The following is a 13,526-nucleotide window of genomic DNA, read 5'->3' as shown; positions in this document are numbered from 1 at the left end:
GCGGGACGCGTTCCTCGTTCTTCGCGCCCGCCGGCACCGGGTCCTCACACCACTGCCACGCCGAGGGCGCCGCCCATGATCATCCACGGCCCGAACGCGATGTGCGTCGAACCGGTCGCACGGCGCAGCACGATGAGTCCGAGCGCATGCACGGCGCCCAGCACGAACGCCGCAGCGGCGCCGACCACGAGCGCCTGCCATCCGTGCCATCCCAGGACCAAGCCGATGAGGGCCGCGAGCTTCACATCGCCGCCGCCCATGCCCTCGCGACTCAGCGCCCGCAGCAGGGCGTAGAAGCCGCCGAGGATCAGCATCCCCCACAGCGCTCCGAGGAGCCGCGCACCCCCGCCCGCGAGCACGGCGTCGGCGAGCGCGAGCAGGAGAGCGCCCGCCAGCGTCGGCAGCACGATCCGGTCGGGGAGCCGGTGCGTCGCGATGTCGACGGCGATCAGCCGGGCCCCGATCCCGAGCAGCGCGAGGTGCGCCAGCACGACGATCACCGCAGCAGGATCCATGCTCCGACGGTAGAGGATCGGCCCGAGCGGCGTGACGAGCCTGTGGACAACCCGTCGGAGGACCGCCCGACGTCGCCTCTCAGGCGGATCGGAGCAGGATCCGGCCGTCCTCGACCTTCGCCTCCCAGCGCGGTTGCGGCACGCTCGCCGGACCTCGCTGCACGGACCCGTCCTCGATGCGGAACCTGCTGCCGTGCCAGGGACAGGTGACGCAGCCGTCCGCGCCGAGCCTCCCCTCGTCGAGGGGGCCGCCGGCGTGGCTGCAGACGGCGGAGATCGCGCGCAGTTCGCTGTTGACGCGGATGAGCAGCACGGGGACGTCACCCACGAGCACCCGCGATCGCGTCCCCTCGGCGAGGTCGGCGTCCGCGCCGACGTCCGTCCAGCGCCGCACCGAGCCCTGGAACGCCGTGTGGTTCACGCCGGTGCCGCGGACGAAGGAGAGGTGCCCGCCGAGATACGACGATCCCAGGGTGAGGCTCAGCCCGAGCAGGCTGAGCGCGGCGCCGGCGCCGTGGTGCCCGCGCCGGCGCACGAGCCAGGAGGTGATCTGCAGCACGGACGCGGTCGCGTTCGCGGCGGCGTGGATCAGGCCGACCCGTTTGGCGGGACCGTACAGGGCCGACCAGTCGGAGGCGCCCGCCGCCGCGGTCGGCGCGGAGGCGAGGATGCCGAGGCCGACGAGGCGCCGCGATGCGGCCGGATCCGCCCCGGTGAGATCGAGCACCGTGGCCGCGCCCCACGCCCCGATCGGCAGATCCGAGAGCATGGGATGCACCTGGTGACCCAGCCAGGAACCGGACAGCGCGTTCTTCACGGGCGTGGGGCGGGTGGCGGCGTCGACCCAGCCGCTCAGCTTCTCCGCCGCGGGATCGAGTCCCCTGCTCCTCCCGATCGTCCGGATCAGGGACTGCATCGCCGCTGTCACTCGCATGGATCGCTCCTCCGCACCGTTCCGTGGGAACCTCCTGTCTACCCCCGCGGTCGGCAGGGGTCAACGGCTGGACGGGCAGCGGGTGCTGCGCAAGCTGATAGCCTCGCCGCGATGGACCCGACCGCCCGCTCCCTGCCCCTCGAGGACGTTCATCGCCTGCTGACGGGGATGTACGACGACTATCTGCGCGGCGACTCCACCGCGATCGACGACCGCCTCGCGGAGGACGTGACGATCTTCGACTCCGCCGCCGACGCCCTGGTGACGGGACTCGAGGAGCTCGCCGCCCTTCGCCGGGCCCGCGCCTCCGCGCCGGCTGCTCCGCCGCCGTGGGCCTGGACGGAGAACTCCCTGACCGTCGAGGATCTCCGTGTGCGCGAGGTCGGCGACATCCTCATCGCGACCTGGTGGCTGCGTGTGGACGGGACGGATTCTCACGGCGCCGCGATCTCCCCCGAGCTGTCCCGCAACACCGCCGTGCTGCAGCGCCGACAGGACGGCGCGCTGCGCATCGCGCACCTGCACGAGGACGTGCGCCAGGAGGCCCGCCCCGTCGTCTGAGGATGCGGATCGCCGTCTGCCGACCGGCGGGCGGTCCGTGCTCGACCCCTCTCCCGTTCTTCTCGGCATCCATGTCGGATGTACGAGTTATCGTCGTCTCTGCTGTTGCAGTATTAGAAGAGATCTTCGAGAATGGAGTTCATGGGATGACGCTCGCTTCCATGATCGCCCCCGACGCCGACACCCGCGCCGAGGATGTGCTGCGGCTGCGCCGCGAGATCACCCGCATGCAGCGCCGGCGCAGCGACCTGCCGCTGATCCCGGTCCCCCCTCCCCTCGAGGCGATCCTTCCCGAAGGCGGTCTGCAGGTCGGCACGACGTATACGCTCTCCCCCTCCCCCGGGCTCATCGGGGCGCTCCTCGCCGGGGCCTCGCGCACCGGCGCGTGGTGCGCCGCCGTCGGCATGCCCACTCTGGGCGTGGAAGCGCTGGCCGGGCACGGCGTGGATCTGGACCGTCTCCTCCTCGTCCCCGCCCCGGGGTCGCGCTGGCTCTCCGTCGTCTCGGCGCTGAGCGAGGTGATCCCGCTCATCGCGATCCGCCCCTCCTCCGCAGTGCGGGACGCGGAGCTGAGCCGGCTGAGCGCCCGGCTCCGCGATCGCGGCTGCACGCTGCTGGTCGTCTCTGGGACGTCGGGCGCCTCCGCCACCTGGCCGCAGAGCGAGGGATCCCTTCAGGTGCACGATCCGCACTGGCGAGGGCTGGGATCCGGCTGGGGTGCGCTGGAGGAGTGCGAGGTGACGGTCACCGCGCGCACCCGGCGCTCCCCCGCGCCGCAGAGCGTGCGCGTGCGACTTCCCGGCATCAACGGCATGGTCGAGGCCGTCGCCCCCGCGGCGCCCCGCCTCATCCCGCTCCCCCCCATGCACGTCGCCCCGCGTCCGCTCGTCGATGCGCCCGCGCTCCTGGCGGTGGCGGGATGAGCCCCGCGGTGCGGGAGCCGGTCCGGGTGATCGTGCTGTGGTTCCCGGACTGGCCGCTGCGCGCGGCCCTGGGCGCCGAGGCGGGTGAGCCCGCGGCGATCCTGCATGCGAACAGGGTCGTCGCCTGCAGCGCGGCCGCACGCGCACAGGGCGTGCGGGTCGGGCAGCGCCGCAGGGAGGCGCAGGGGCTGCTGCCGAACCTGCGCATCCTGCCCGCGGATCCGGCCAGGGACGAACGGGCGTTCCTGCCCGTCCTGCGTCTGATCGAGGAGCAGGCGCCCGGGGCGCAGCTGCTCCGGCCGGGGCTCGCCCTGCTCCGCGCCCGCGGTGTCGCACGCTTCCACGGCGGGGAGGACGAGGCGGCGCGCGCTCTGCACGTCCGACTCACGGACGAGGGACACCCCGAGGTGCGGATCGGGATCGCGGACGGGCCGTTCACCGCCGAGCTCGCGGCGCGCGGCGCGGATCCGGTGCTCGTGGTCGGGGCGGGAGCCTCCGCCGCCTTCCTCGCTCCGCTGCCCGTGCAGGCCCTGCAGGATCCGGAGGTGACGGCGCTGCTGCTCCGCCTCGGCGTGCGCACCCTCGGCGAGCTCACCGCCCTCGGCGCGGAACGGCTGCGGGCGCGGTTCGGCGAGCACGGCGCGCGCCTGCACGCCTTGGCCGCGGGCGCGGACTCCCGCCCCGTCGTGCCGCGCCCACCGGACCCGGAGCTGGTGGCGGAGGTCGAGTTCGAGTCACCCCTGGGACAGTCCGATCAGATCGCATTCGCCGTCCGGCAGAGTGCCGACGCCGTCATCCTCGCCCTCGCGAAGGCCTCGCTGGTGTGCACCGAGGTGCGCATCGATCTCACGGACGACGACGAGCAGGTGACGTCGCGCACCTGGCTGCACCCCACCTGCTTCGAGGCCTCCGACCTGGTCGACCGGGTGCGCTGGCAGCTGGAGTCGCTGGCCGCCGAGACCGCCGCCGCGGGCGACGACGACGAGGCGCACCGGTTCCGCGGCATCGTCCGGGTGCGGATCGCCCCCATCGCCGTCGACGACGCCGCGCACCACCAGCCCGGCCTGTTCGGATCCGGTACCGATGAGCGGCTGCACCACGCCGTCTCCCGCGTGCAGACCCTGCTCGGGCACGAGGGCGTGGTCACCGCCGTCGTGGCCGGCGGGCGCCTCGTCTCCGACCGGCAGCAGCTGACGCCCTGGGGCGAGCGGGTCGTGCCGGCCCGCCCTGCGGATCAGCCCTGGCCGGGGCAGCTGCCGGATCCGCTGCCGGCCGAGGTGTTCGCCCCGCCACGGCCGATCACAGTGACCGCAGCCGACGGCAGCCCGATCGACATCGACGGCCGCGGGCTGCTCACCGCCGAGCCTGCCGCCGTGGATGAGTGCGCGGTGCTGTCCTGGGCGGGCCCCTGGCCGGTGCGGGACCGGCGCGGGGATCCGGCGGGCTCGTTCCGCGGCGAGCGCCTGCAGCTCGTCGACGAGCAGGATCGGGCCTGGCTGGTGCTCCATGTTGCCGACGCCGGCGGAGCCGGTGGCGCGCAGTGGTGGGCCGAGGGGAGGTATCACTGATGGGCTTCCACAACCCCGACATGTCGTGGGCCGCGCTGGAGCGCACCCTCAGCGGCAAGGCTCCCCGAGCCGGCGGGCCACTGCATCAGCAGATCGCGATCGACGCTCCCTCCCGCATGCACAAGCGCCCGCCCATCCGGCTGGACGGGATCGAGCGTCCGAAGAACGCCGTCCCCTACGCCGAGCTGCACGTGCACTCCTCGTACTCCTTCCTCGATGGCGCCTCCTCCCCCGAGGACCTCATCGCCGAGGCTCAGCGGCTCGGACTCACCGCCCTGGCGATCACCGACCACGACGGCTTCTACGGTGCCGCGAGCTTCGCCGAGGCCGCCGCATCCCTCACGGATCCGGAGAAGAACACGAAGGCGGAGAGCACCGAGGACGCCGGGCCGCCGCTGCAGACCGTGTTCGGAGCGGAGCTGTCCCTCCCCGGCCCGGAGGCGCGTGGTCCCGGCGCACGAGGCCGCGCCGGTCTCCTCCCGCCCCCGGAGCGCCGGGGACTGCCGGATCCGCTCGGCGAGCACCTGCTCGTGCTGGCCCGTGGCGAGGAGGGCTACCACCGCCTCTCCGCCGCGATCACCGCGGCGCAGCTGCGCGGGGGTGAGAAGGGGCGGCCGTTCTACGAGATCGAGTCGCTGGCGAACCGCGCCGGGGGGCATTGGACGATCCTCACCGGCTGCCGCAAGGGAGGCGTCCGCAGCGCTCTCGAACGGGAGGGACCGGAGGGTGCGGAGCGGGCACTGCTCACCCTCGTCGACCTGTTCGGCACCGATCGGGTCGCCGTCGAGCTCATCGACCACGGCGATCCGCTCGACAGCCGTCGCAACGACGCCCTCGCCGCCCTCGCGCTCCGCTACGGCCTGCCCGTGGTCGCGACGAACAACGTGCACTACGCCGCACCGGAACGTGCCCAGCTCGCCGAGGCGATCGCCGCCGTGCGCGCCACCCGCAGCATGCGCGAGCTCGAGGGGTGGCTGCCCGCGCATGGCACCGCGCACCTGCGTTCGGGGGCGGAGATGACGGCGCGCTTCGCCCGCTATCCCGGGGCGATCGCAGCGGGCCTCGAGATCGCCGAGGCCTGTGCCTTCCCGTTGCGCCGCGCCAAGCCCGCCCTGCCGACCATGAGGGTGCCCGAGGGCGAGACCCCGATGAGCCACCTGCGGGCGCTGGTCTGGGCGGCGGTGCCCTCGGCCTACCCCGACGGCACCCCGAAAGAGCTCACCGACGAGGGGAGGCGCCGCATCGAACGGGAGCTGAACGTGATCGAGGAGAAGGATTTCCCCGGCTACTTCCTCATCGTGCACGGGATCGTCAAAGAGGCGAAGGATCGCGGGATCCTCTGTCAGGGCCGCGGATCGGCGGCGGCGAGCGTGGTCTGCTATCTGCTCGGCATCACCGCGGTGGATCCGATCCTCTACGGCCTGCCCTTCGAGCGCTTCCTCGCCACGACCCGCACCGAGGAGCCCGACATCGACGTCGACTTCGACTCGGGGCGCCGCGAGGAGATCATCCAGTGGGTCTATGACGAATACGGTCGGGAGAACGCGGCGCAGGTCGCGAACGTCATCCAGTACCGGCCGAAGAACGCGGTGCGGGACATGGCCCGGGCTCTCGGGCATTCCCCGGGTCAGCAGGATGCCTGGTCGCGCCAGGTGGAGCGCTGGGGGCTGGATCTGAGCCCCGTGCCCGATCACGACATCCCGGAGCAGGTGGTCGCCTACGCCGATGAGCTGCTGCGCGCGCCCCGCCATCTGGGAATCCACTCCGGCGGCATGGTGCTCACCCGGCGCCCGGTCGGCGAGGTCGTCCCCGTCGAGCACGCCCGGATGGAGAAGCGCACCGTCATCCAATGGGACAAGGACGCGGCGGCGTGGATGGGCCTGGTGAAGTTCGATCTGCTCGGGCTCGGGATGCTCTCCGCCCTGCGGCACTGCTTCGACCTGGTCCGCGACGCCACCGGCGAGGAGTGGACGCTGGACTCCCTGCCGAAGGAGGAGCCCGCGGTCTACGACATGCTCTGCCGCGCCGACACGATCGGGGTCTTCCAGGTCGAGTCCCGCGCGCAGATGGGGCTGCTCCCCCGCCTGCAGCCGAGGGAGTTCTACGAGCTGGCGGTCCAGATCGCCCTCATCCGCCCCGGTCCCATCCAGGGCGGTGCGGTGCACCCGTTCGTGCGGCGCAAGCTCGGCCAGGAGACGGTGACCTACGCGCATCCGGTGCTGGAGCCGGTGCTGAGCCGCACGCTGGGCATCCCGGTCTTCCAGGAGCAGCTCATCCAGATGGCGACCACGCTCGGCGACTGCACCGCCGACGAGGCCGACACGCTGCGTCGGGCGATGGGGTCCAAGCGCGGACTGGAGAAGATCGACAGCATCAGGGAGAGCCTGTACACAGGCATGCGCCGGCACGGACTGGACGCGGAGACCTCGGACCGCATCTACGCGCAGATCCAGGCCTTCTCCGACTTCGGCTTCGCGGAATCCCACTCGCTCTCGTTCGCGCTGCTCGTGTACGCCAGCTCCTGGCTCAAGCTGCACTACCCTGCCGCGTTCCTCGCCGGGCTCCTGCGCTCCCAGCCCATGGGGTTCTACTCCGCCGCGACCCTCACCGGCGACGCCCGCCGGCACGGGGTCGAGGTGCGTCGGCCCGACATCCGCCTCTCCGGAGCGACGGAGACCCTGGAGCCGGTGGATCCGGCCGTGGCAGGGCTGACGGGGCTGGAGGCCTGCACGCATCAGCTCCCGGCGAGGCCTCCTGGAGTGAAGGCGGATCCGTTCGACCCCAAGGCTCCCGACGAGACCGCCGCGCACCGCAGGGACGGCCGCTTCGCCGTGCGTCTCGGGCTCGCCGGCGTCACCGGGATCGGCGAGAAGACGGCCGAGCGGATCGTCGCCGAACGCGACGCCCGCGGTCCGTACCGGGATCTGAACGACCTCGTGCGCCGCACCGACCTCACCGCCTCACAGGTGGAGGCCCTCGCCACCGCCGGGGCCTTCGACTCCCTCGGGCTGCAGCGCCGGGAGGCGATCTGGTTGGCCGGCTCCGCGGCGGAGGATCGCGCCCGCTACCTGCCCGACACGGTGGTCGCGGTGCAGCCGCCTCTGTTCGGCGACCAGACCAGCTACGAGATCCTCACCGCCGACCTCTGGGCGACCGGGGTGTCCACCGACGACCACCCGCTCGCGCATTTCCGCCCGGTGCTCGACGCGCGCGGGGTGCTGACCTCCTCCGCACTGCGCACATACGAGAACGGCCGGCGGGTCGAGACGGCGGGCCTCGTGACCCATCGTCAGCGTCCGTCCACCGCGGGCGGTGTGACCTTCCTCAACCTCGAGGACGAGCACGGCCTGGTGAACGTCATCTGCACGCAGGGCGTGTGGCTGCGCTATCGCCGGATCGCCCGGGAGTCGCCCGCGCTGATCGTGCGCGGCATCCTGGAGCGCTCCCCCGAGGGCGTCACCAATCTGCTGGCCGATGCGTTCGAGCAGCTCGCGGTGGGCGTGACGCACCACTCCCGTGACTTCCAATGAACAGGGACCCGGTCCCCGGATGGAGCGGTTCTGAGGCGCTCGTCCGCGCCCCTGCCACGCTCACCAGAAGCGCTCGGGCACCTCGTGCGCGCGCCGATCGGTGCCTCCCCAGTTCGCGGCCTGGTCCCGGGCGTCGTCCGCCGCTCGCTGCGCCCCGCGGAGCGCGTCGGCCGCGCCGCGACGCTCCGCACCCACCGGGTTGGCGTCGAGCACGAGCTCCGTGACCACGCCCTCCTCCGTCGCCAGCACCGTGCAGGCCTCCACCCGGCCGCGCCAGGGCAGCGCCCCGAGCTCCGGCAGGACGGATCCGGGCACGCGGTAGACGATCCCCGTGGTCAGGTCGCGGATCCGCACCGTGCCGCTCTCCTCATCGACCGTGATGATGCGGCCGACGCCGAGCGGCGCGGTCAGAGGGAGGATCAGCGTGACGGCCATGGCTCCACCTTCGTTCAGAACGGCTGCAGGGGCAAGCGCCTCGACGTCGGCCGGATGCGCTCAACCCTGCGGTGCCGGCGCCTGCGCGCTCGCCGAGACGAGGCTGTCGTAGTGCCGGTCGACATAGAGCAGCGGCGCACCGGGAGTGCCCTCGACCACATCGAGCACATCGAGCAGCACGAGCGCCGAGGGCCCGACCGGGTGCGTCTCCCGGATGGTCCCGCGCACGGCGACCCGGGCCGACGGCAGGAAGGGCTCGCCGGTGGGCAGCATCCGGAACCCCTGCTCGGGGGTGAATCGGGGCTGACCCGACCGGGCGAAGGCGTCGGCGATGGGCTCCTGACCCGCGACCAGGAAGTGCACGAGCACGCTGGGCGCCGAGAGGATCCCGCCCGCGCTTCCGGTCGCACGCGTGACCGAGAAGACGAGCACGGCGGGGTCGGCGCTCACCGAGGCGACACTCGACAGCGTGAGGCCCACGGGACCGTCCGGGGCGATTCCCGTCACCAGCGCGACTCCGGCGGGGTGATGCCGGAACGCTCCCTTGAACTTCTCGGTGACGTCCTCTTCCAGACCGGGGGTGCTCATCGTGCTTCTCTCTGTCGTTGCCGGGGGCACAGCGCTGGTGCCCACCCTCAACGGTATGCCCGTTCTCGAGGTGCCGGCTCCGATCCGATGTCCGACCCGCGTGCTGGAATGACCCCATGACGACGGGGACCAAGACCGATCTCGCCAAGAGCCTGGACGGCTACCGCGCCCGCACCGGCGAGTTCCGCCTCGTGGACCTGCCCGCGAGCCGCTATCTCGCGATCGACGGGCACGGCGACCCCAACACGGCTCCCGCGTACGCCGAAGCCCTCGAGACCCTCTACCCGGTGGCCTACGCACTCAAGTTCGCCAGCAGGCGCGAGCTCGACAGGGATTACGTCGTTCCGCCGCTGGAAGGGTTGTGGTGGGCGGACGAGATGGACGCGTTCACGACCGCACGCGACAAGTCGCGCTGGGACTGGACGATGCTGATCCTCATCCCCGAGTGGATCCAGGGCGCGCTCGTGGACGACTCGATCGCCGCCGTCCGTGCGAAGAAGGCACCGGCCCGACTCGACGATCTTCGAGTGCTTCCTCTGTCGGAAGGGCTCTGCATGCAGACGCTGCACATCGGAACCTTCGACGACGAGGCGCCGCTCCTCGAGCGCATGCACGACGAGATCATCCCGGAGCAGGGGCTGCGCCTGGCGGGCCTGCACCACGAGGTCTATCTGAGCGACGCCCGCCGGGTGGCTCCCGAGAAGCGCCGCACGATCCTGCGTCAGCCCGTGGCGCCCGCCTGATCGCGACCCAGGATCTCAAGAGGCCGCTCGCAGATCCCGGCCTGCCGCCCCCTTGCGTGTCGGTCGTGTCGACCCAGTGCTCGATCAGCTGCGCATCGGGCGAACCGTGAGGATCTGCTGCACCGTCCCGATCGGGCCTCGTTCGTCGTGCAGCACGGTCTCGGTCAGGCCGAGGCCGGTCGGACCGATCGAGACCGTCGTGTCGAAGCCGATCCAGTCGCCCTCGGGTGCGGCGAACAGGTGGCAGGTGAGATCGACGTTCGGGAATGCGACCTCCGTCGGCGCCAGCCGCAGGGTGAGGCCGTTCGCGAAGTCGACCATGCCCAGCAGCCGGGCGATCCGGCCGATCGGCTCTCCTTGCACGAGCGGGATCCGCGGCCGCAGCCACGCCCACGCATGCCCCGGCTGCCGCTGTCCGCGGTGGAAGTCCACGCTGCGCACGGCCCCGCCCTGCCAGTGATCGCCCATCTCCCACGGGTCGAGTTCGTCGCGGCCCGGCATCGCGGGCAGCGCGCTGCCGGCGAGCGCGCGGGTGTCCGCGGCCTGCATGAACCACGCCCGCGCGATCACGGCGGCACGCCCGTCGTGGCTCAGCACCGCCTCCACGAGCTCGATCGTGCGGCCGGGGCGCAGGATCCGGATGTCGAGGTCGACGCGTTCTATCGGGATCGTGCCGAGGATGTCGTACGAGATCCGTCCGAGCTGCAGGTCGCCGCCCCGGCGCTCGGCATGCTCCCGCTCGATCGCATGCGCGATGAGCCCCAGCGACGGGGCGATGTGCTGCTCCGTGGTGCTCCACGCGCCCTCGACGGCGGCGGTCGGGCGGAAGGCGGACGCGTCGATGCGCTCGAAGTAGGCGGGCATGTTCGGATCCTATGTCGGCCGCGGCTGTTGCAGAGACCGGTCGGAACGACGTCACGCGGAGATCCTCCGCCGCTCAGGCCGCGGCACTGGGCGTCGTCGAGCAGTCGGAGAAGCTCCTGAGCGCCTGACGCTCCCACCGGCATCGGCATACCGCATTCGGAGTACACGCAATGCATCCCGTGAGACGATGCGGGTCCCCCGGCGATCAGGAATCCTGAAGGCGGCGGATCCGCCACCGAGTCCTGGAGCGCGAATGACGAGCCCTGCCCCCACTCCCCCCGCACCGCCTGCGCCAGTGATCTCCGTGCGCGACGTGCAGAAGTCCTACGGCCGCGGAAGCGGTCGCTTCGACGCCTTGAAGGGGGTGAGCCTGGACATCGCGGCCGGCGAGAGCATCGCGATCATCGGCAAGAGCGGATCCGGCAAGTCCACGCTCATGCACCTGATGGCCTTGATGGATGAGCCGAGCTCCGGGGCCATCGCGCTGAGCGGCCAGGACACGGCGACGTTGAAGGGGGCGGCGCTGAACCGGATCCGCAACAAGACCTTCGGGTTCGTCTTCCAGCAGTTCTTCCTGACCCCGAATCAGAGCGTTCTCGAGAACGTGGTGCTGCCGCTGAAGATCGCCGGGGTCGGTGCAGGTGAGCGGAGGCGACGCGGCATGGCCGCCCTCACGCAGCTCGATCTCGCCGACAAGGCCAGGAACAAGGCCGTGAACCTCTCCGGCGGGCAGAAGCAGCGCACCGTCATCGCTCGCGCGCTGGTCAACGACCCGCGCATCATCTTCGCCGACGAGCCGACCGGCAACCTCGATTCCGTGACCGGGCGCGTCGTCGAGGACATCCTGTTCGCCCTGAACCGGGAACACGGGATCACCCTCGTGATCGTCACCCACGACGAGGATCTCGCCGCGAAATGCGACCGGCGCGTGCATATCAAGGACGGTCTGATCGAGGAGCCGGCGGCATGAGGACGCTCGATCTCATCGGCACCGCGATCTCGAGCACCTTCCGCTCGAAGACGCGCACCACGCTCACCATTCTCGCGATCTTCGTGGGCGCCTTCACGCTGACGATCACCAACGGGCTCGGCACGGGAATCAACAGGTACATCGACGACACGGTCTCCGGCTTCGGCGCGAGCGACGTCCTGACCGTCACGAAGAAGGCCGACTCCAGCACCGCACCGGGCAGCACGGCGCCGAGGGAGTACGACCCGAACACGGCGACGGCGGGAGGAGGGCGAGGCGGCGCCACCACCGTGGCCGTTCTGACGCAGAGCGACCTGGACGCGCTCGCGAGAGTGGACGGCGTGACCGCGGTGAAGCCGGTCCGCGCCGTCTCGGTCGACTACGTGCAGTTCGGCGACGGCAAGAAGTACATGATCAGCGCCGGCGGTCTCGTCGCAGGACAGACCGTGAAGCTCGCCGCGGGCTCCGCGCCGAGCGATTCGACCGGCGATCTGCAGCTCGCGCTGCCCACCGACTTCGTCACTCCGCTCGGCTTCTCGAGCGCCGCAGATGCCGTCGGAAAGACCGTGACGCTCGCGGTGACGGATGCGACCCGCACGCAGCACACGATCGAGGCGACGGTCTCCGGCGTCTCCGAATCGACCTTCAGCCTGACCGGGGGCGCCGCGAGCATGCTGCCGAATGATGCGCTGACCGGAGCGCTCTACGATGCCCAGCAGACGGGCGTGCACGCGGATCAGCAGAACCGCTACACACAGGCCAGGGCCTGGTTCGCCCCCTCGTCCTCCCCCGCGCAGGTGACCGCACTGCAGCATCGCCTCACCACGGCCGGCTTCAGTTCGACGACGGTCGCGCAGCAGCTCGGCACCTTCAAGGCGGTGATCGACGGGATCGTGCTGGTCCTCAACGCCTTCGCGATCATCGCGCTGCTCGCCGCGAGCTTCGGCATCATCAACACCCTCTACATGTCGGTGCAGGAACGGACCCGCGAGATCGGTCTGATGAAGGCGATGGGCATGGGCTCCGGGCGCGTGTTCGGGCTCTTCAGCCTGGAGGCGACATTCATCGGCTTCCTCGGCAGCGCCCTCGGCGTGCTCGGCGGCATGCTGGTCGGCAGCGTCGTGAGCCGGATCCTGGGGCGCACGCTGCTGTCCGATCTGTCCGGACTGCAGCTCGTCGCATTCGACGCGAGGTCCATCGTGTCGGTGATCCTGCTGGTCATGGTGATCGCCTTCCTCGCCGGCACCCTCCCCGCGGCACGGGCCGCGCGCCAGGATCCCGTCGAGTCGCTCCGCTACGAGTAGCCGGGGCACCGGCCGGTCCGGAGGCGCCGGCGCCGTGGGAACACCTCGCCGCGCGCGGTACGGTGAACTCGTCGAGCATCGACGTCGCATGAGAGGAACAGAATGCGCCCCTACCTGGACAAGGCGATCCCCGACGCATGGAAGGCCGCGTCCGAGTACTCGGACGCGGTCGCGAGGGCGACAGCGGCTCGCGGCCTCACCACCGCCGAGGCCGAGTTCATCAAGGTGCGCGCGTCGCAGATCAACGCGTGCGCGTTCTGCCTCGACCTGCACGCCCGCGAGGCGCGGGGGGCCGGCATCACCCAGCAGAAACTCGATGCGCTGCCCGCGTGGCGCGAATCCGACCTCTACACCGAGCGCGAGAAGGCCGTGCTCGCGATCGCCGAGGCCGCGACCCGGATGCCGCTCGGTGAGGAGGCGAAGGCCGATCTCGCCGCCGCCCGCGGGCTGCTGGGCGACGACGTCTTCGCCGCCGCCGAGTGGGTCGCGCTGACCATCAACATGTTCAACCGCCTCTCGATCCTCAGCGAGCATCCCGTGCGCCCGCGCGACGCCGAAGGCAACCTCATCCGCTGATCCGCACTTCGGAGG

The 13,526-nt window shown here is 71.5% G+C and carries 13 protein-coding genes; 8 read left to right on the top strand and 5 right to left on the bottom strand.

What is annotated here, in order from left to right:
* Positions 1 to 44 precede the first annotated feature (44 nt).
* Together LXM50_RS00310 and LXM50_RS00305 are read right to left on the bottom strand one after the other, a co-directional pair.
* On the bottom strand, positions 45 to 515 hold the full coding sequence (locus tag LXM50_RS00310; RefSeq protein WP_233309120.1) for an A24 family peptidase: 471 nt from the start codon (positions 513 to 515) through the stop codon (positions 45 to 47).
* Positions 516 to 594: 79 nt separating this feature from the next.
* Positions 595 to 1,449: a Rieske (2Fe-2S) protein gene (locus tag LXM50_RS00305; RefSeq protein ID WP_233309119.1), complete on the bottom strand. Its 855-nt coding sequence runs from the start codon at positions 1,447 to 1,449 to the stop codon at positions 595 to 597.
* Between the two features lie 111 nt (positions 1,450 to 1,560).
* On the opposite strand from LXM50_RS00305, the gene LXM50_RS00300 reads away from it, so the two are divergent.
* From LXM50_RS00300 to LXM50_RS00285, 4 genes are all read left to right on the top strand, one after another.
* Complete coding sequence (locus LXM50_RS00300; protein WP_233309118.1) at positions 1,561 to 2,010, top strand: nuclear transport factor 2 family protein; 450 nt, start codon at positions 1,561 to 1,563, stop codon at positions 2,008 to 2,010.
* Between the two features lie 146 nt (positions 2,011 to 2,156).
* Positions 2,157 to 2,933 carry a hypothetical protein gene (locus LXM50_RS00295; RefSeq protein ID WP_233309117.1) on the top strand — a complete coding sequence of 259 codons (777 nt, stop codon included), beginning with the start codon at positions 2,157 to 2,159 and terminating at the stop codon, positions 2,931 to 2,933.
* Positions 2,930 to 4,501 (top strand): DNA polymerase Y family protein, encoded by a 1,572-nt coding sequence (locus LXM50_RS00290; RefSeq protein WP_233309116.1) that lies wholly within the window; start codon positions 2,930 to 2,932, stop codon positions 4,499 to 4,501. The genes LXM50_RS00295 and LXM50_RS00290 overlap by 4 nt, the downstream gene beginning before the upstream one ends.
* A complete protein-coding gene (locus LXM50_RS00285) occupies positions 4,501 to 8,031 on the top strand; it encodes an error-prone DNA polymerase (RefSeq protein WP_233309115.1) in 3,531 nt (1,176 codons plus the stop codon). Before LXM50_RS00290 ends, LXM50_RS00285 begins: the two co-directional genes overlap by 1 nt.
* 60 nt (positions 8,032 to 8,091) lie before the next feature.
* Here LXM50_RS00285 and LXM50_RS00280 read toward each other — a convergent pair whose 3' ends face one another.
* Both LXM50_RS00280 and LXM50_RS00275 read right to left on the bottom strand, forming a co-directional pair.
* Positions 8,092 to 8,466 carry a hypothetical protein gene (locus tag LXM50_RS00280; RefSeq protein ID WP_233309114.1) on the bottom strand — a complete coding sequence of 125 codons (375 nt, stop codon included), beginning with the start codon at positions 8,464 to 8,466 and terminating at the stop codon, positions 8,092 to 8,094.
* Positions 8,467 to 8,526: 60 nt separating this feature from the next.
* Positions 8,527 to 9,054 (bottom strand): flavin reductase family protein, encoded by a 528-nt coding sequence (locus LXM50_RS00275; RefSeq protein ID WP_233309113.1) that lies wholly within the window; start codon positions 9,052 to 9,054, stop codon positions 8,527 to 8,529.
* A 116-nt stretch (positions 9,055 to 9,170) separates the two neighbouring features.
* Between LXM50_RS00275 and LXM50_RS00270 the strand changes: the two genes are divergently transcribed.
* Complete coding sequence (locus tag LXM50_RS00270) at positions 9,171 to 9,797, top strand: GyrI-like domain-containing protein (protein ID WP_233309112.1); 627 nt, start codon at positions 9,171 to 9,173, stop codon at positions 9,795 to 9,797.
* 84 nt (positions 9,798 to 9,881) lie between these two features.
* Here LXM50_RS00270 and LXM50_RS00265 read toward each other — a convergent pair whose 3' ends face one another.
* The gene (locus LXM50_RS00265) at positions 9,882 to 10,661 is read right to left on the bottom strand and encodes a thioesterase family protein (protein ID WP_233309111.1); all 780 of its coding nucleotides are present in this window, start codon (positions 10,659 to 10,661) and stop codon (positions 9,882 to 9,884) included.
* A 253-nt stretch (positions 10,662 to 10,914) separates the two neighbouring features.
* Here LXM50_RS00265 and LXM50_RS00260 point away from each other — a divergent pair, with 253 nt between their 5' ends.
* The 3 genes from LXM50_RS00260 (at position 10,915) to LXM50_RS00250 (ending at position 13,511) form a co-directional block, all read left to right on the top strand.
* Positions 10,915 to 11,631: an ABC transporter ATP-binding protein gene (locus LXM50_RS00260; RefSeq protein ID WP_233309110.1), complete on the top strand. Its 717-nt coding sequence runs from the start codon at positions 10,915 to 10,917 to the stop codon at positions 11,629 to 11,631.
* Positions 11,628 to 12,935: an ABC transporter permease gene (locus LXM50_RS00255; RefSeq protein WP_233309109.1), complete on the top strand. Its 1,308-nt coding sequence runs from the start codon at positions 11,628 to 11,630 to the stop codon at positions 12,933 to 12,935. Before LXM50_RS00260 ends, LXM50_RS00255 begins: the two co-directional genes overlap by 4 nt.
* 102 nt (positions 12,936 to 13,037) lie before the next feature.
* A complete protein-coding gene (locus LXM50_RS00250) occupies positions 13,038 to 13,511 on the top strand; it encodes a carboxymuconolactone decarboxylase family protein (RefSeq protein WP_233309108.1) in 474 nt (157 codons plus the stop codon).
* The last annotated feature ends 15 nt before the right edge of the window (positions 13,512 to 13,526 follow it).

It is taken from the genome of Microbacterium sp. Au-Mic1 (genome assembly GCF_021341785.1).
Classification (GTDB): domain Bacteria; phylum Actinomycetota; class Actinomycetes; order Actinomycetales; family Microbacteriaceae; genus Microbacterium.
This window is presented reverse-complemented; position numbering and strand designations above follow the sequence as displayed.

Bases quoted from the DNA above. Each gene is read 5' to 3' on its own strand.
- LXM50_RS00295 (WP_233309117.1), top strand. From the start codon at position 2,157: ATGACGCTCGCTTCCATGATCGCCCCCGACGCCGACACCCGCGCCGAG.
- LXM50_RS00270 (WP_233309112.1), top strand. From the start codon at position 9,171: ATGACGACGGGGACCAAGACCGATCTCGCCAAGAGCCTGGACGGCTAC.
- LXM50_RS00255 (WP_233309109.1), top strand. From the start codon at position 11,628: ATGAGGACGCTCGATCTCATCGGCACCGCGATCTCGAGCACCTTCCGC.
- LXM50_RS00280 (WP_233309114.1), bottom strand. From the start codon at position 8,466: ATGGCCGTCACGCTGATCCTCCCTCTGACCGCGCCGCTCGGCGTCGGC.
- LXM50_RS00290 (WP_233309116.1), top strand. From the start codon at position 2,930: ATGAGCCCCGCGGTGCGGGAGCCGGTCCGGGTGATCGTGCTGTGGTTC.
- LXM50_RS00260 (WP_233309110.1), top strand. From the start codon at position 10,915: ATGACGAGCCCTGCCCCCACTCCCCCCGCACCGCCTGCGCCAGTGATC.
- LXM50_RS00250 (WP_233309108.1), top strand. From the start codon at position 13,038: ATGCGCCCCTACCTGGACAAGGCGATCCCCGACGCATGGAAGGCCGCG.
- LXM50_RS00275 (WP_233309113.1), bottom strand. From the start codon at position 9,054: ATGAGCACCCCCGGTCTGGAAGAGGACGTCACCGAGAAGTTCAAGGGA.
- LXM50_RS00305 (WP_233309119.1), bottom strand. From the start codon at position 1,449: ATGCGAGTGACAGCGGCGATGCAGTCCCTGATCCGGACGATCGGGAGG.
- LXM50_RS00265 (WP_233309111.1), bottom strand. From the start codon at position 10,661: ATGCCCGCCTACTTCGAGCGCATCGACGCGTCCGCCTTCCGCCCGACC.
- LXM50_RS00300 (WP_233309118.1), top strand. From the start codon at position 1,561: ATGGACCCGACCGCCCGCTCCCTGCCCCTCGAGGACGTTCATCGCCTG.
- LXM50_RS00285 (WP_233309115.1), top strand. From the start codon at position 4,501: ATGGGCTTCCACAACCCCGACATGTCGTGGGCCGCGCTGGAGCGCACC.
- LXM50_RS00310 (WP_233309120.1), bottom strand. From the start codon at position 515: ATGGATCCTGCTGCGGTGATCGTCGTGCTGGCGCACCTCGCGCTGCTC.